Annotated in this window: 12 protein-coding genes and 2 tRNA genes; 5 read left to right on the top strand and 9 right to left on the bottom strand. The window is 71.5% G+C overall.

Annotated features, from left to right (window positions below; all coding sequences use genetic code 11):
- Positions 1-92 precede the first annotated feature (92 nt).
- Entirely contained in the window at positions 93-1,832 is a 1,740-nt protein-coding gene (locus BM242_RS03690) for a pentapeptide repeat-containing protein (protein WP_245833778.1), read from the bottom strand.
- Positions 1,833-1,930: 98 nt separating this feature from the next.
- Between BM242_RS03690 and BM242_RS03685 the strand changes: the two genes are divergently transcribed.
- A complete protein-coding gene (locus BM242_RS03685) occupies positions 1,931-2,176 on the top strand; it encodes a hypothetical protein (RefSeq protein ID WP_093837097.1) in 246 nt (81 codons plus the stop codon).
- Between the two features lie 180 nt (positions 2,177-2,356).
- Here the strand turns inward: BM242_RS03685 and BM242_RS03680 are convergent, their stop codons facing one another.
- The gene (locus BM242_RS03680; protein WP_093837096.1) at positions 2,357-5,011 is read right to left on the bottom strand and encodes a valine--tRNA ligase; all 2,655 of its coding nucleotides are present in this window, start codon (positions 5,009-5,011) and stop codon (positions 2,357-2,359) included.
- A 168-nt stretch (positions 5,012-5,179) separates the two neighbouring features.
- Here BM242_RS03680 and BM242_RS03675 point away from each other — a divergent pair, with 168 nt between their 5' ends.
- Together BM242_RS03675 and BM242_RS03670 are read left to right on the top strand one after the other, a co-directional pair.
- Entirely contained in the window at positions 5,180-6,064 is an 885-nt protein-coding gene (locus BM242_RS03675; RefSeq protein ID WP_093837095.1) for a hypothetical protein, read from the top strand.
- A 103-nt stretch (positions 6,065-6,167) separates the two neighbouring features.
- The gene (locus BM242_RS03670) at positions 6,168-7,244 is read left to right on the top strand and encodes a hypothetical protein (protein ID WP_093837094.1); all 1,077 of its coding nucleotides are present in this window, start codon (positions 6,168-6,170) and stop codon (positions 7,242-7,244) included.
- Between the two features lie 678 nt (positions 7,245-7,922).
- Here BM242_RS03670 and clpX read toward each other — a convergent pair.
- From clpX to BM242_RS03645, 5 genes are all read right to left on the bottom strand, one after another.
- On the bottom strand, positions 7,923-9,212 hold the full coding sequence (gene clpX / locus BM242_RS03665; RefSeq protein WP_093837093.1) for an ATP-dependent Clp protease ATP-binding subunit ClpX: 1,290 nt from the start codon (positions 9,210-9,212) through the stop codon (positions 7,923-7,925).
- A 222-nt stretch (positions 9,213-9,434) separates the two neighbouring features.
- Positions 9,435-10,118: an ATP-dependent Clp protease proteolytic subunit gene (locus BM242_RS03660; protein WP_093837092.1), complete on the bottom strand. Its 684-nt coding sequence runs from the start codon at positions 10,116-10,118 to the stop codon at positions 9,435-9,437.
- Between the two features lie 108 nt (positions 10,119-10,226).
- Entirely contained in the window at positions 10,227-10,832 is a 606-nt protein-coding gene (locus tag BM242_RS03655; RefSeq protein WP_093837091.1) for an ATP-dependent Clp protease proteolytic subunit, read from the bottom strand.
- A gap of 295 nt (positions 10,833-11,127) precedes the next feature.
- Positions 11,128-12,543, bottom strand: a complete 1,416-nt coding sequence (gene tig, locus BM242_RS03650) for a trigger factor (protein WP_093837090.1) — start codon at positions 12,541-12,543, stop codon at positions 11,128-11,130.
- Positions 12,544-12,617: 74 nt separating this feature from the next.
- Positions 12,618-12,694 (bottom strand) — tRNA-Pro (locus BM242_RS03645).
- A gap of 176 nt (positions 12,695-12,870) precedes the next feature.
- Between BM242_RS03645 and BM242_RS03640 the strand changes: the two genes are divergently transcribed.
- Positions 12,871-12,941 (top strand) — tRNA-Gly (locus BM242_RS03640).
- A 118-nt stretch (positions 12,942-13,059) separates the two neighbouring features.
- On the opposite strand, the gene BM242_RS03635 is transcribed toward BM242_RS03640, so the two are convergent.
- Positions 13,060-13,275, bottom strand: coding sequence for a hypothetical protein (locus tag BM242_RS03635; RefSeq protein ID WP_093837089.1), 216 nt, complete (start codon positions 13,273-13,275; stop codon positions 13,060-13,062).
- A gap of 472 nt (positions 13,276-13,747) precedes the next feature.
- Between BM242_RS03635 and BM242_RS03630 the strand changes: the two genes are divergently transcribed.
- A complete protein-coding gene (locus BM242_RS03630; RefSeq protein ID WP_093837088.1) occupies positions 13,748-14,872 on the top strand; it encodes an acyltransferase family protein in 1,125 nt (374 codons plus the stop codon).
- A gap of 42 nt (positions 14,873-14,914) precedes the next feature.
- Here the strand turns inward: BM242_RS03630 and BM242_RS03625 are convergent, their stop codons facing one another.
- A complete protein-coding gene (locus BM242_RS03625; protein WP_093837087.1) occupies positions 14,915-16,852 on the bottom strand; it encodes a helix-turn-helix domain-containing protein in 1,938 nt (645 codons plus the stop codon).
- Positions 16,853-16,895: the final 43 nt, after the last annotated feature.

Here is a 16,895-nt window from a genome sequence, read left to right as displayed (position 1 = left end):
TACGAACCGCCCGCCGCCTCCCGGGACCACCTCGCTCACCGGCGTCTTCCGCTCCCGCCCGCCGTGGCCGTGTGCGCTCCGTGGCGCCGGGGTCAGCGCTTGAGACGGCCGCGGACGGCGAGGATGGCGAGGCCGAGCAGGATGGGCTCGGTGAGCCGGGCGGTCAGCTCGATATAGGCACCGGCGGTGGTCAGGTCCTCCTCGGCGGAGCGGAAGACGACGGAGTTCACCGCGACCTGGAAGGCGGTGTCCACGCGCTCGGCCGTGAACCGGCCGGTGCCGGAGCCGTACGGCGGCCCGGCCGGGACGCCCCACAGGGTGAGGGCGGCAACGGTCACGGTGATGGCGGCGGACAGCCAGCCCAGGGCCCGGGAGGCGCGCAGGCCGTAGCCGGACAGCGCCCAGTAGGCGGTCAGCAGGGCCCGTTCGGCGCGGGGACGGGTGGTGTCATGGCGGCGCATCTCCATCTCGCCGTAGTAGAAGTCGGCGGCGTCCGGCTCGTTCTTGCCGTCCTCCAGGGACTTGCGGAGCTGGCGGTAGAGAACGGAGAGGGCGGCGGGTTCCGGCGGGGCCGGCGAGCCCTCCGGCGGCACGGACCAGGCGCGCCAGTGGTGTTCTTCGGCCAGGGTGCGGCGCGGGCTCCAGCGGCGCGGGGTGGAGCCGAAGGTGCAGCGGCCCTCCAGCCGGAGCTGGTCCAGATGGAGCGCGCCCGCGAAGCGGCATGCGGAGAGGTCCACGGAGTTGAGGGTCAGATGCGCGGCGTCCGCGCCGTCGAGGGAGAGCAGGCGGACACCGGCCGGCTCACGGTCCGTGAACGGCGTCTCCTGCCCCCGGAAGGGCGGCGCGGCGGCGATGGTGACCGGGAACTCGAGCACGGCGTCGGTCAGGTCCACGGTGGCGTGGCGCAGCCGCAGGGTGGCGGTGGAGGTCCACCGGGTCCGTACGCACACGGCCCGGCGCACGGCCGCCTCGATCACCACCGGTGCGCCGAACACCGCGCCGGCGAGCACCAGCGCCTCGGCGCAGACCAGGGGTCCCAGGGTCAGCGCTTCGCCGAACCGGGCGGTGTCGAAGCGGGCGTTGGCGGCGAACCGCGTCTCGCCGAAGAAGGCGGCGCCGAGGAAGCGGGCGCCGCCGAAGCCCGCGGTGCCGGTGAACTCGGCGTTGTCGAAGTTGGCGGCCCCGGAGAAGCGGGCGACGGTGAAGTAGGCGTCCGTCCGGAAGCGGGCGTCGTTGAAGCGGGCGTCGCCGGTGAACTGGGCGGCGCCGAACCGGGCCCGGCCGTCGAAGCACGCGCCCGCGAACCAGCCGCCGCCGTGGAAGCGGGCGCTGCCGAACCAGCCGTCCCCGCCGAAGCGGGTGTCGTGGAACCAGGCGTTGCCCCGGAACTGGGCGCCGCCGAAACCGGCGGTGCGCGCGAAGCGGGCGCCGTGGAACCAGGCGTCGCCGCCGAATTCGGCACCGGCCAGCGACATCTCGTCCTCGAAGCGGACGCCCGGGAACCAGGCGTCCCCGGTGAAGCGCGCACCGCCGAAGTCGGCCGGGCCGGTGAAGCGGGCCCCGTCGAAGCGGGCGGTGCCGATCAGCGGCCGGCGGGCGGCCGGATCGCGGAGCGCGGTGAGCAGCGCGGTGAGCAGCTCCGGGGTGAGGACCGTGCCGCGCAGGTCCAGATCGGCGCCCGGTGCGAGCGAGCCGAGGTACTCGGTGCGCTGCGGCTCCGGCAGGTGGGCGAGGCAGGCGGTGCGGCCGGCCACCCGGGTTCCGGTGCAGCCGTCCCGGCACGGCCCGGTGCCGGTGGTGGTCATCTCCTCGGCGGCTCCCCCGTCATGCATCCGGACATCCTGCCGCACGTCTGTGACCGGACGTTGCGCCGGGGTTCAACCGGCCTTGGTATCAAGGAGTCCGGACATCTGGAGCGAGGAGGGGGCGGATGGTGCGGGCAGGCAGGGGAACAGCGGTGGCGGCGCTGGCGGTGGCCGGGGTGCTGGCGCTGGCGGGATGCGCGAGAAACGACCGCAGCGAGATCGTCACCTTCACCGACGAACACGGGCGGGTGTGCACCGGCGCCGTGGTCATCGACGGGGACGACGGGGACCGGGAGATGGCCGCCCTGGACTGCGAGTATCCGCCGGAGGGCGTGGAGCCGGGGCCGAGCACGGCCGTCCCGGTGCCGTAAGGCCCAGCCCGGTCCGCCACCGCTGACCGGGCAGCAGCCGCAGCAGGGACTCGTCGGCCATGACGGCCGGGGTCCCGGACAAAGCCGCCGCCGGGCGGCCCGGTGAGCGGGTGCCCGGCGGCGGCTTCGGTGCGGCGGAGACGTCTGGCGGAGACGTCCGGAGGGGTAGTGCGTTCCGGCTCAGGCGGCCGGGAGGCGGTCGAGCTGGGCGGTGATGCGGGCGATGTCGGCCTCCGCCTGGGCCCGGCGGGTGCGGATCTTGGCCACCACCGGCTCCGGGGCCTTGGCCAGGAAGCTCTCGTTGGCCAGCTTGGCCGCGGTCTGGGCCAGCTCCTTCTCGGCCGCCGCCAGGTCCTTGGTGAGCCGCTTGCGCTCGGCCGCCACATCGATGACACCGGAGAGGTCGAGCGAGACCGTGGCGCCGCCGGCGTCCAGGGTGGCGGTCGCCGAGAAGGCGCCGGCCGGGGGCTGGAGGCGGAGCAGGGCGCGGATGGCCTCCTCGTGCGGCGGCAGCGGGGTGGCCCCGAGGTCGAGCCGGGCCGGGACCCGCTGGCCGGGCTGGAGGCCCTGGTCGTGGCGGAACCGGCGGACCTCGGTGACGAGCTGCTGGACGGCGGCGAGCTCCGCCTCGGCGGCCCGGTCCCGGAAGCCGCTGTCCCCGGGCCAGTCGGCGATGACCAGGGACGGCCGGCCGGTCAGGGTGGTCCAGAGCTCCTCGGTGACGAACGGGATGACCGGGTGGAGAAGCCGGAGCAGGGCGTCCAGGACCTCGCCGAGGACCCGGCGGGAGGCCTCGGCCTCCGGTCCGCCGGCCGCGAAGGTGGTCTTGGACAGCTCGACGTACCAGTCGAAGACCTCGTCCCACGCGAAGTGGTAGAGGGTGTCGCAGAGCTTGGCGAACTGGTAGTCGTCGTAGTAGGCGTCGGCCTCGGCGATCACCGAGTTGAGACGGGACAGAATCCAGCGGTCGGTGGCGCCCAGGCGCTCGGGGGCGGGCAGCGGGCCCTCCACCGTGGCGCCGTTGAGCAGGGCGAAGCGGGTGGCGTTCCAGATCTTGTTGGCGAAGTTGCGGGAGGCCTGGACCCAGTCCTCGCCGATCGGGACGTCGACGCCCGGGTTGGCGCCCCGCGCCAGGGTGAAACGGACCGCGTCCGAGCCGTACTTCTCCATCCAGTCCAGCGGGTCGACCACATTGCCGAAGGACTTGGACATCTTCTTGCCGCGCTCGTCCCGGACCAGGCCGGTCAGCGCGATGGTGCGGAAGGGGACCTCGCCGTCCATGGCGTACAGGCCGAACATCATCATCCGGGCGACCCAGAAGAAGATGATGTCGTGGCCGGTGAGCAGGACATCGGTCGGATAGAACTTCGCCAGGTCCGGGGTGTCGTCCGGCCAGCCGAGCGTGGAGAACGGCCACAGCCCGGAGGAGAACCAGGTGTCCAGGACATCGGTGTCCTGGGTCCAGCCGGGGCCGGAGGGCGGCTGCTCGTCCGGGCCGACGCAGCGGACCTCGCCGTCCGGCCCGTACCAGACCGGGATGCGGTGGCCCCACCACAACTGGCGCGAGATGCACCAGTCGTGCATGTTGTCCACCCACTGGAAGTAGCGGCCGGCCAGCTCCTTGGGGTGGATGGTGACCCGGCCGTCCCGGACCGCGTCCCCGGCGGCCCGGGCCAGCGGGCCGACCTTGACCCACCACTGCATGGACAGCCGCGGTTCGATGATGGTGTGGCAGCGCGAGCAGTGCCCGACCGCGTGCACGTAGGGCCGCTTCTCGGCGACGATCCGGCCCTGCTCGCGCAGCGCGCCGACCACCGCCGAACGGGCCTCCAGCCGGTCCAGCCCCTGGAACGGGCCGTGCGCGGTGATGACCGCGTGGTCGTCCATGACGGTCAGCATGGGCAGGTCGTGGCGGCGGCCGATCTCGAAGTCGTTGGGGTCGTGCGCGGGGGTGACCTTGACCGCGCCGGTGCCGAACGCCGGGTCGACATGCGCGTCCGCGATGACCGGGATGCGGCGGCCGGTGAGCGGCAGCTCGACCTCGGTGCCGACGAGATGCCGGTAGCGCTCGTCGTCCGGGTGGACGGCGACCGCGGTGTCGCCGAGCATGGTCTCCGCCCGGGTGGTGGCGACGACGATGGACCGCTCCCCCTCGCCGTAGCGGATGGAGACCAGTTCGCCGTCCCGCTCCTCGTGGTCGACCTCGATGTCGGAGATCGCGGTGAGGCAGCGCGGGCACCAGTTGATGATCCGCTCGGCGCGGTAGATCAGGCCGTCGTCGTAGAGCCGCTTGAAGATGGTCTGGACGGCGCGGGACAGGCCCTCGTCCATGGTGAAGCGCTCGCGCGACCAGTCGACGCCGTCCCCCAGCCGCCGCATCTGGCCGAGGATTCTGCCGCCGTACTCGTCCTTCCACTTCCAGACCCGCTCGACGAACGCCTCCCGGCCCAGGTCGTGCCGGGACTTGCCCTCCCCGGCCAGCTGCTGCTCGACCCGGTTCTGGGTGGCGATGCCCGCGTGGTCCATGCCGGGCAGCCACAGCGCCTCATGGCCCTGCATCCGCTTGCGGCGGGTCAGCGCGTCCATCAGCGTGTGCTGGAAGGCATGGCCCAGATGGAGCGAACCGGTGACATTGGGCGGCGGGATGACGATGGTGTAGGGCGGCTTGTCACTGGCGGCGTCCGCCTCGAACCAGCCGTTCTCCACCCAGCGCTCGTACAGCTTCCCCTCGGCCTCGGCCGGTACATACTGCGTGGGCAGTTCGGCGGGCGTGGGGGTCCGGCCCTCGGCGAGGGGCGCGGAGGTCGCTGTCGGCTGCTGAGTGTGTTCGGTCACGGCGTCAGTGTATCGACGCCACGGGTGCCGTTTCGAATCGGTTTGGACCTGCCGGACGGGCCCGGACAGCGCCGGGGCGGGCCCCTGGCAGGTGTACACCGGAGGGCATCTTCGACAGGATGATCGAGTGCTCTCGGAACCGGTCGGGGAGTGAGGGGGAGGCACGCCATGGGCGTCACGGGGGCGGACGGCGACTACCGGCGGCCGGGGACGGCCGAGGACGAGCCCTGGCCGGAAACCCCGCCGCCACGGCCGCGGGCGGGCGGCGGCGGCGCCGGGCGGCTGGGTTTCGGGGTGGCGACGGCGCTGGCGCTGGCGATCAGTGCCGCGCTGCTGTGGGGCGGCGGCGGGGACGACGGCGAAGGCCGCGGCGGCACCGGCCCGCCGTCCGGCGAGCAGCAGCCGGACGGCACCGCCTCCGGCCGGCCGCCGGACACCTCCGACGGGGCCCGCTACACCCTGGAGCCGCCCGCCGAGTCCGGCGGCTGGACCCGCTCCTATCTGGGCGACTCGCAGATCGCCTTCGCCGATGAGCTGGAGGACGCGCTCGGCCTGACCGGCCGGGACTCCGTCGGCGCCCGGTACGCCGACCGCGATCTGCGGGGCCGGGACTGGGTGCCGGGCGTGGTGCTGGCCCATCTCAACGGCTTCTGGGGGCAGATCGAGGACCCGGTGGCGGCCCGGGACACCGTGGCGCCGCTCGCCATGGCCGCCTGGGCGGAGCAGGGCACGGGCGCGCGGGTCGGCAAGCCGCTGTCCTATGCCGAGGGCGATGTGGCGGTCACCTGCTGGCAGATCCGCGGCACCCTGGACCCGCTGTGGAACTACCGGCCGACCTGGACCGAGTGCCTCTGGACCGACTACGGCACCGTTGCACTGGTGACGCTGGAGCCCGTGCCGCCGGATCTGCCTGCCGACTGGAACGGACTGGCCCCGGTGCCGGTCACGCCGCCGCTGCCGGTCTCGCTGAAGGAAGCCGCCGAGGTGACGGAGCAGTTGCGCGCCGATTCGCTCCGGCGAACCGCCCCGGGGCCGAAACCGACCGGCGCCTGAGGCCGTCACCGTACCGGGGTTGTTCCGGACTTGGATGTACAGCGGGGCATTTCGTCGGACAGGATGTGCGCAGGAATGCACCGGAGTTTTTGAGGGGAAACAGATGAGTTACCACCAGCCGGGCCCGTACGGGCAGCAGCCCCCGCAGCCCGGGCAGCCCGGGCCCGGAGGGTACGGGGGAGGGCAGCAGCCGCCGCAGGGCCCGCCCCCGACGGGCCCGAACCCGTACGCCCAGGGCGGCGCGGCGCCCGGCGGGCCGGGTTACGGCTATCCGCCGCAGTACCCGGGGCAGCCCGGGCAGCCCCAGCCGCAGCCGCAGCAGCCGGGCGCCCCCTACGGCGCCCCGCAGCAGCCGGGGCCCTACCAGCAGCAGCCGCCCGCGCCCACGGCCTACCCCGGGCAGCAGCAGCCCTACCCGGGCCAGCAGCAGCCGTACAACCAGATGCCCGGCCCCTCCGGCGGCTCCGGCAAGAAGGTGGGCGTCATCATCGGCGCGATCGTCGCCCTGGCCGCGGTCGGCGGCGGCCTGTACTTCGTGCTCAGCGGCGGCAACGAGCAGATCGCCGCCGACGACGGCACCCGCTACGACCTGGTGCTGCCGGAGAAGTCCGGCGCATTCATACTCAGCGAAAAGGGTAGCGGCGACGAGGCGTTCAGCTCCGAGGAACTGGGCAAAGCCGGACTGGCTGACATGGAGCAGGTCAGCGGTGAGTACTACACCTTCGACATCGATTCCGTCGAGCTCGGCCTGTACCCGGAAGGCTCTCGAGTCCTCGGCGTCAGCGGCTTGTACGGGGAAGTGGAGAATCCGCAACAGACAGTGGAGCTCCTTTTCGCCGAAACGGCCAAGTCAATCGGGGAGGAAGACGAACTCGAACTGATCGGCAGTGCGGAGTCCTTCACCGACAAGGACGTGGCCATGAAGTGCCAGCAGGCACAGGGCACCGAGCTGGACGAGAGCGTCGGCTACAAGATCACCGCCACCGTGTGTCTCTGGGCTGACTACAGCACTGTGGGAGCAACGTATGTGGCCCCACTCCCCAATATCCCAAGCGACTTCGATCCAACGAGTGATGAGGTTCCCAACTTCAAGGAGCCCGAGCCGATCGGTAAGAGCCTGGCGGCAGACATCGCCAAGCAGCTCCGCAATGACTCTCTCCAGGAGCGTACTAGCAGCTAGGCAACCCAAGCAGTAGGGCGCACGGCGGGGTGTCTGTGATGATGCCCCGCCGTTGCCCGGTAAGCCGCGGGGCGTCATTGACTGTGGGTGTATGTAAACATACACTTTGAATCGAACATCCGTTCTGTACGCCCAGGAGGGGATACATGCACCGAAGGTTAGTTCGCCTCACGCTCGGACTGAGCCTGGCCGTTGCCTTCTCGACGCCAGCAGCAACCGCGCACGCCAACACCTCAGCAGAGACGTCGGAGTCAGAGGCGACCGCTGCGGCCTGCGTCGAGTATGTCGCAAGACAGACAACGACCCTCCGCATGCTCACGAACACCGGCTCTGCAATATATGCGTACATACCAAAGGGCGCCATACGGTGCTTCGACGCCCGCGTCAGTGGTGGGGCCCACTCCGACTGCGGAACAAATAGCAGATTTTGGCTCAAGGAGTACCTCTTCGGCAACCTGGGCGCCGTTTACACGCCAGCGACCTGCTGGACTCGGCTTTGAGCTGAAACGTCTGGCTGCTGCGTTTGGTCAAGACCGCAGCGGCGGCGAGTGAGCCGTGGCCACGGACGGCGGCGGGCCGCCGGGGCACCGGCCCCGGCGGCCCGCTTCTACGCTCGTCCTCGTCGTCCTTGTCGTCCTTGTCGTCCTTGTCGTCCTCGTCCCCGGTGCGGGGCGGCGGTCAGGCGGACTTCTCGTGCGGGGCCTGGCCGCGGCGGGGCTGGCCGGGGCGGCTGCGCGGCACCAGCGTCGGGTAGACGTTGGAGCGGACCACCTCTTCGGTGATGACGACCTGGCCCACGTCCTGCCGGGACGGGACCTCGTACATCACCGACATCAGCACCTCTTCCATGATCGCCCGCAGGCCGCGGGCCCCGGTGCCGCGCAGAATCGCCTGATCGGCGATGGCCTCCAGCGCCGGGCGGTCGAACTCCAGCTCCACGCCGTCGAGCTCGAACAGCCGCTGGTACTGCTTGACCAGCGCGTTGCGCGGCTCCACCAGGATGCGCAGCAGGGCGTCCCGGTCCAGGTGGTGGACGGCGGTGATGACCGGCAGCCGGCCGATGAACTCCGGGATCATGCCGTACTTGACCAGGTCCTCCGGCAGCACCTCGGTGAGCAGCTCGGAGGGGTCGCGGTCGCGCTTGGAGCGGATGTCGGCACTGAAACCGATGCCGCGCCCGCCGCAGCGGGCCCGGATGATGTCGTCCAGCCCGGCGAAGGCGCCGCCCACGATGAACAGCACATTGGAGGTGTCGATCTGGAGGAATTCCTGGTGCGGGTGCTTGCGCCCGCCCTGCGGCGGCACCGCGGCGGTGGTTCCCTCCAGGATCTTCAGCAGTGCCTGCTGCACGCCCTCCCCGGAGACGTCCCGGGTGATCGACGGGTTCTCGCTCTTGCGGGCGACCTTGTCGATCTCGTCGATGTAGATGATCCCCTGCTCGGCCTTCTTGATGTCGTAGTCGGCCGCCTGGATCAGCTTGAGCAGGATGTTCTCCACATCCTCGCCGACATAGCCGGCCTCGGTCAGCGCCGTGGCGTCGGTGATGGCGAACGGGACGTTGAGCATCTTGGCCAGCGTCTGGGCCAGCAGGGTCTTGCCGGAGCCGGTGGGGCCGAGCAGCAGGATGTTGGACTTGGCGAGCTCGATCTCCTCGTCCCGCGGGGCGGCCTCGCTGGCCCGCACCCGCTTGTAGTGGTTGTAGACGGCGACCGAGAGCGCCTTCTTGGCGTCCTCCTGGCCCACCACATAGCTGTCGAGGAAGTCGTAGATCTCGCGCGGCTTGGGGAGCTCGCTCAGTTCGGAGTCGGGTGACTCGGCGAGCTCCTCCTCGATGATCTCGTTGCACAGGTCGATGCACTCGTCGCAGATGTAGACCCCGGGCCCCGCGATGAGCTTCTTCACCTGCTTCTGACTCTTCCCGCAGAACGAGCACTTGAGCAGATCGCCGCCATCACCGATGCGTGCCACGAGGTGCTGTCCCTTCGCCCGCGCACCGCCGCCGGAGCGGTGCCTGTGCTTGTCGCGTCAATCCGGTTGTCGCCTGACGGTCCGGTCTCCCGGCCCGGCAGTGCGTGAAGTCGTGTATCTGTTCTGACGACGTTACCGCGTCGCCCGGACGGAATGGCCCCCCTTGGCGGGAATCCCCCGGTGTGGGGAATCTCCCGCCGAGGGGGGCGGGCCGCGAAGTCTTCAGTCGCCGACCGTGCGGGTGGTGATGATCTGGTCGATCAGCCCGTATTCCACCGCCTGCTCGGAGGTGAGGATCTTGTCCCGCTCGATGTCCTGGCGGATGTTCTCGATCGGCTGGTTGGAGTGCTTGGACAGCAGCTCCTCCAGCTGATTGCGCATCCGCTGGACCTCGTTGGCGGCGATCTCCAGATCGGACACCTGGCCGCGGCCGGTCTCCGAGTAGGGCTGGTGGATCAGGATGCGGGCGTGCGGCAGAGCCATCCGCTTGCCCTGGGTGCCGGCCGCGAGCAGCACCGCCGCGGCCGAGGCGGCCTGCCCCATGCACACCGTCTGGATGTCCGGCTTCACAAACTGCATGGTGTCGTAGATCGCGGTCAGCGCGGTGAAGGAGCCGCCGGGGCTGTTGATGTACATCTGGATGTCCTGGTCCGGGTCCATCGACTCCAGGCACAGCAGCTGCGCCATGACGTCATTGGCCGAGGCGTCGTCGATCTGCACCCCCAGGAAGATGACCCGCTCCTCGAAAAGCTTCGCGTAGGGGTCGTATTCACGCACGCCCTGGGAGGTGCGTTCGATGAACCGCGGCACGATGTACCGGGACTCGGCGGGCAGTCGGTCGTAGATGCCCTGGCCGGGGATGCCGGAACGGCCGAGGGGGCCGGGACGGCCGGAGGAGTGAGCCATCGTCAGTGTCTCCTGGTGATCAGCGGTCGCGGAAGAAAAGCCGGTGGGAGGCGGTGCGGGGCGGTGGCGGACGCCTGCGGACAGGCCGCGCGGACGCGTCGGGCCGGGTCAGGACGCGCCGGTGCCGCCGCCGCCCGTGATGTCCGCGGCGCTGGAGATGACATGGTCCACCAGGCCGTACTCCTTGGCCTCCTCGGCGGAGAACCAGCGGTCGCGGTCCGCGTCACGGGTCCACTGCTCCACCGAGACGCCGGTGTGGCGGGAGGAGAGCTCGGTCATCTTCCGCTTGGTGCGCAGCAGCCACTCGGACTGGATCTTGATGTCGGACGCGGAGCCGCCCAGTCCGGCCGAGGGCTGGTGGATCAGGATCTCCGCGTTGGGCAGCGCGAAGCGCTTGCCCGCGGCGCCCGCGCTGAGCAGGAACTGCCCCATCGAGGCGGCCATGCCCATGGCGATGGTGACCACGTCGTTCTTGATGTACTGCATGGTGTCGTAGATCGCCATGCCGGCCGTGATCGAGCCGCCGGGGCTGTTGATGTAGAGGTAGATGTCCTTTTCCGGATCGGCGGCCAGCAGCAGAAGCTGGGCGGTGATCCGGTTGGCGATGTCATCGTCGACCGCCTGGCCGAGGAAGATGATCCGCTCGTTGAGCAGCCGGCTGTAGACCTGGTCACCGAGGCCGAGGTTGTTCGACTCTGCGGCGGCGGAAGGCATCGGAAGCGTCACGTATTCCACCTGCTCATTCGTCGTACGGCCGGCTTGTCGCGGCCGGGCCGTCACTGGGCATCTGTAGTCAGTGACCCTAACGCGCCGTGTGTGGCGACCCATCCCGGGCAGGGAACTGTTCGCTGTCAGCGCAGGTACGGTTCCCGCGGCCCGGCCGGGGCGCTGCGCCGTGGGCGAAACCGGTGCCGAACAGGCAGGGGACGGGCAGGGGACGGGCAGGGGACGGGGCCGGATGCACTGCCGGCATCCGGCCCCGTCCGCGGCTGCGCGAGGGGGCGCGGCGTCAGGCGCGCTCGCCGCCCTGGCCCTCCTCGTCGGCCTCGGTGGCCCCGGCGGCCGTCCCGGTGGCGGCCTCGGCGGCGCTCACCGTCTCACCGGCGGCGTCCTCCTCGTCCTCCAGGGAGACCGGCTCGCCGTCGGTGTCGGTGACGGTGGCGGCCTCCACCACGGCGGCCAGCGCCTTGCCCCGGCTGACCTCGCCGACCAGCATCTGCACCTGGCCGCCCTCGACGACCGCCTGGGCGAACTGGTCCGGGCTCATGCCCGAGGACTGGGCGCGGCGCACCAGGTGCTCGGTGAGCTCCTCCTGGGAGACGCTGAAGTTGTCCCGCTTGGCGATGGCGTCGAGCACGAACTGGACCCGGATGCCCTTCTCGGCCTGCTCCTTCAGCTCGGCCTCGAACTGCTCCTCGGTCTTGTCCTGCATCTTGAGGTAGCCGGCCAGGTCCATGCCGAGCCGGGAGAGCTGGTGGCCGACCAGGTTGTGCTTGCGGGTCTCGACCTCGTCCTCCAGCAGCTTCTCCGGGACCGGGATCTCGACCAGCTCCAGCAGGGCGTCCAGCACCTTCTCCTGGGCGGCGGTGGCCTGCTCGTACTTCTGCTGGCGGTCCAGCCGGGCGCGGCTGTCCTCGCGCAGTTCCTCAAGGGTGTCGAAGGAGCTGGCCATCTGGGCGAACTCGTCGTCCAGCTCGGGCAGCTCGCGCTCGGCGACGGTGTGCACGGTGACCGTGATCCCGGCCTCCCGGCCGGCCGCGGAGCCGCCCTTGAGCTCGCTGGTGAAGGTGGCCGTGCCGCCCGCGGACAGACCGGTGACCGCCTCGTCGATGCCGTCCAGCAGGCGGCCGGAGCCGATGGTGTACTCCACACCGCTGGCCACGCCGTCCTCCAGCACCTCGCCGTCCACCTCGGCCCGCAGGTCGAGGGTGACCACATCGCCCTCGGCGGCCGGCCGGTCGACCTCCTGGGTGGAGCCGAAGCGCTCCCGGAGCTGCTCCACGGCCTCGTCCACCTCGTCCTCGGAGACCCGCACCGCGTCCACGGTGACCGAGATCCCGGAGAAGTCCGGCAGCTCGATCTCGGGGCGCACCTCGACCTCGGCGGTGAAGGCGAGGATCTCGCCGTCCTTGAGCTCGGTGATGTCCACCTCGGGCCGGCCGAGCGGGGTGATCTCGCCCTGGCTGACGGCCTCGGAGTAGAACTTGGGCAGGGCGGCGTTGACCGCCTCCTCCAGCACCGCGCCCCGGCCGAACCGCTGGTCGATGATGCGCGCCGGGACCTTGCCCTTGCGGAAGCCGGGCACGCTGACCTGCTGGTTGATCTTCTTGTACGCCGCGTCGAGGTCGGACTTGAGTTCCTCGAAGGGCACCTCGACAGTGAGCCGAACCCGGGTCGGGTTCAGGGTCTCCACGGCGCTCTTCACGGTCGGTCTCCTTGGGGCTGACTGCTGGGGTTGGTGCGGACACGGCCACAGGCGCGCGCGGCCTTCATGCTACGTGGTCGGGGTGGCCGGATTCGAACCGACGACCTTCCGCTCCCAAAGCGGACGCGCTACCAAGCTGCGCCACACCCCGCCGTCAGGACCGTGATCAGGTCTTCCGTGATCCGGTCCGAGCCGTGACACGTAGCGTACAGGCACGCTTGCGGTGCGGTCGCCACCCGGCCGCCGCGAGACCGGCCGGTCCGCTGGTACGATACGAGGCGCGCTGATCAACGGGCCGCCCGTCGGCTCCCGTGCTCGGCCGTCCACGCGGGTGTAGCTCAATGGTAGAGCCCTGGTCTTCCAAACCAGCTACGCGGGTTCGATTCCCGTCACCCGCTCATGTGAACCGGGCCCGGTCCCCGCCGCGGGGGCCGGGCCTTCTCGTCGTTCCGGCCGGCGGGAGGACGAAGCGGCCGGCAAGGGCCCGGGCGGCCCGGCTGCGGCCCGGCGCCGGGCTCAGCGCCCGCTGGAGTTGATGCTCTCGTCCACCGAGCTCACCGAGTCGCTGATCGACTGGAGGAAGTCGTTTATGGGATCGGCCATGCCGGTGGAGGCCAGCGAGAAGCCGAAGAGGATGGCCACCACCGCGGGCCCCCACTTGATCTGGCCGGAGCGGGCCATCAGCACCAGCACGACCCCCAGGAGCAGTACCAGGGAGAAGGAGATAACCACAGCAATCACACCCTCGCGGAAGAAACGTCCTCGCCGATCAGGGGTGTTCCCATCGCTCCTCACCCCCAAGCACGCCAGACCATCGTGCCACCAAGGGGACCGTGCGTGCAGGCCCGGTGACGGATCTTCAGGCCATCGTGGGGCCTGCCGGGCCGTCCGGGGGAGGGAAACGCGCACAATGGCACCCGTTATCCGTCTGTGAGCGCAGGGCCGGCTTCCCGGATGTGAATTCCTTCACAGCCCGCGCGCCGGAATACGGCGAACGGACGTGCCGCGAGCTGCGGTTGAGGCGCCGCGCGCCGGGTGTGCCGGATCGTTTCCCGGGCCCGTTCCGGAGGCTAGGGTACTGGCGTTGTTATACGTTCGTGACCAACCGGACCGGTCCGGGAGCCCTTCCGGAGCGGTCCGCCCCGACGCCGGGCCGCCCGCCCCCGAAGGCCGCTGACGGCCCCCTGACGAACTCCGGCACCCCATGACGACAGATCCCCCCACGAGCACCGAGAAGAACCGGCAGAAGGCCAGGGATCCGTTCTTCGACAACGCGAAGTATCTGGCCGTTGTGCTGGTGGCGGCCGGCCACTCCTGGGAGCCGCTGCTGGGCGGCTCGCGGAGCACCGCCGCCCTCTACATGTTCGTCTACACCTTCCACATGCCGGCCTTCGTGCTGATCGCCGGCTACTTCTCCCGGCACTTCACCGGGCGGCCGGACCAGCTCAGACGGCTGATCACCGGGCTGGGCGTGCCCTATCTGGTGTTCGAGGTGCTGTACATCGCCTTCCACCGGAAGGTGACCGGCGGCGACCATCCGTTCAGCCTGCTCGATCCCTACTACGTGACCTGGTTTCTGATCGCCCTGTTCATCTGGCGGCTGACGTCGCCGCTGTGGCGGGTGGTGCGGTGGCCGGTCCCGGTGGCCGTCCTGATCGCCGTGGCGGCCAGTGTCCAGCCGCATCTGGGCGACGACTTCAACATCGCCCGGGTCTTCCAGTTCCTGCCGTTCTTCGTGCTGGGACTGCGGCTGGGGCCGGAACACTTCGCGCGGCTGCGCACGCCCGGGGTCCGGGCGGCGGCGGCGGTGGCCGCGCCGGCCGGGCTGGCCGTCGCCTACTGGGCGGCGCCCCGGTACACCAACCGCTGGTTCTACCGCACCTACAGCGCCCAGGAGCTGGGGTACGAGTGGTGGGCGGGGGCGCTGATGACGCCGGCCCTGACCGCGGCCGGGCTGCTGCTCACCGCCGCCTTCCTGGCCTGGGTTCCGTCCCGCCGGACGTGGTTCACCGCGCTCGGCGTGGGCACCGTCTACGGCTATCTGCTGCACGGCTTTCTGGCGAAGTTCTCCCGCTGGCGGGACTGGTACGCCGCGGAGTGGGTGCAGGGCCCGGCCGGGCCGGTGGCGGTGACGCTGATCGCGGCGGCGGTGATGACGCTGCTGTGCACCGCGCCGGTGCGGCGCACCTTCCGGGCGCTGGTGGAGCCCAGCATGGACTGGGCCTTCCGGACCGGGCCCGCCGCCGCTCCCGCCGCGGAGCCGGCCGGGCCCGCGGAGTCCGCGGAGCCGGCCGGGCCCGCGCCGCGGGCCGCGGGCGGACGGCGCTGAACGGCGGCCGGGCCGGCCGCCACGGGCCGCCCGGCCGCCGGCTCAGGCCATCGGGCAGGGCGCCGGGGCGGTGCCGGGTTCCGCCCCGGACGCCGGCCCCAGGGAAGCGCGGAGCTGCTGGAGCCGCAGGGCGAGCTGGATCTCCAGGGCCTGGGCCGGCTGCTGCCAGTCCGGGCCGAGCAGCTGCCCGATCCGCTCCAGCCGGCGGGCGACGGTGTTGGGATGGACCTGGAGCGCCTCGGCGGCGTAGGTGGGGCTGCCCTTGGCCGCGAAGTAGGCGGCCAGGGTGGCGCTCAGATCGGTGGAGCGCTCGGCGTCGTAGGCGATGACCGGGCCGATGGTGGCCTCGATGAAGGCGCCCACGTCCCGGTTGCCGCCCAGCAGCATGCCGACGAAGCCCAGCTCCTCCACGGTGGCGGCGGTGCCGTGCCGGCCCAGGGCGACCAACGCCTCCAGGCAGCGCGCCGCCTCCTGGTAGGCCGGGCCCACCCCGTCGTGGCCGCGGGCCATCGCCCCGGCCGCGGTCACCTCCCGGCCCAGGGCGCGGCCGAGCTGGCGCATCACGTCACGGGCCGCGGCCCCCGCGTCGCCGCCCGGCAGGAGCAGCACCAGGCAGCCGTCGCGCAGCGTCTTGGCGCCCCCGTGCAGGGAGACGTAGGAGGAGGCCCAGACGGTCATCCGGCCGGTCTCGCCGGGGGCGGCCCGGGTGATCACCACCACGTGCTCGCGGTCCGGGTCCATCTCCAGCCGCCGGGCGTGCTGCCGCCGGCGCCGGTCCCCGGCCACCGAGGTACTGATCAGCTCGGCCAGGGCCTCGTCGCGGCGCCGGTGGCCGGGCACGTCGGCCCGGCGGCTGAGCAGGGCCAGCACCCCGGCGGCGCGGGTGGCGCGTTCCAGCAGGGCGGCGCCGGGTCCGGCGCCGGGCACCGGGGTGCGGCGCAGCACCAGGCAGCCCAGGTCCTCGCCGCGCAGCCGGACCGGGGCGACGGTGACGCCGTCCGGCAGGTGGCGGATGCGCTCCTCGGCACGGGCGTCCAGGGCGGCCTTGGCGAGTTCCTCCTCGTCGATGTCCCAGGGGTCGCCGGTGCGGGCCACGGTGAGGTCGATCTCGTCGCGCAGCCAGACCTCGCCGCCCAGGGCCCCGGCGGCGGCGTTGGCGAAGGACTGGGCGTCGGCGCCGCCCAGCACCAGGTCGGTGAGCCGGCGCCCGACATGCTCGGCGTGGCGCTCGGCGCGTATCCGGCCGCGCAGCTCCTCCACCTCGTCGGAGAGCCGGCGGATCTGGTCCAGCGACTCCTCCAGGGCCCGGGTGCGTTCCACGGCGGCGGCGGCGCAGTCGGCGAGGGTCGCGGTCAGGGCGATCTCCTCGCGGGTGAAGGAGCGGATGGCGCGGTCGCCGCCGTGCAGCACGCCGATCAGCCGGTCGCCGCTGCGCAGCGGGGCGGCCAGCAGCGAGGACAGACCCTCGCTGGCGACGACGGCGTCGATGACGTCGCAGCGCGGGAAGGTTTCGTCACGGAGATAGTCGGTGGTCCACAGCGGGGTGCGGCAGTCGGCCATGGCGGCCGGGGCATCGGCGGCCAGCGCGGGGATGTCCGGCGAGAGCGCGGTGATGCCGCCGTCCCCGGCCAGGCCGATCAGCCGGCCGTCCGAGGCGTAGAGGCTGATCCAGGTGACATCGGTGTGCAGCATCATGCGGAAGCGGCGGGCCAGCGTGGTCAGCAGGGTGTCCAGACACACCTGCTCGCCCAGGTCCCGGGCGCTGTCGATGAGAGCGGAGAGCCCGTTCTTGCGGCGGTCCAGTTCCCGCAGCCGCTCATCGAGGTGCAGCGCCACTTCCTTGGCCTGCTCCAGAGCCTGGAGCGCCTCGGGCCGGGCCCCGTCGCGGCGGGCGCGCAGCAGCAGTTCCTCGTACTCTCTGCGCGGGGCCTTGGACACCAGAAGGTTCAGGAACGTCAGTTCGCTCTGCAGTGCAGCCATCGGTGGTGCGCTCCCCTGCCGGCAGGTGGACACGGTTGTCGAG

The organism is Streptomyces aidingensis (assembly GCF_900112355.1).
Classification (GTDB): domain Bacteria; phylum Actinomycetota; class Actinomycetes; order Streptomycetales; family Streptomycetaceae; genus Streptomyces; species Streptomyces aidingensis.
Note: the sequence above shows the minus strand (reverse complement) of the source record. Positions and strands in the feature narration are given on the sequence as shown.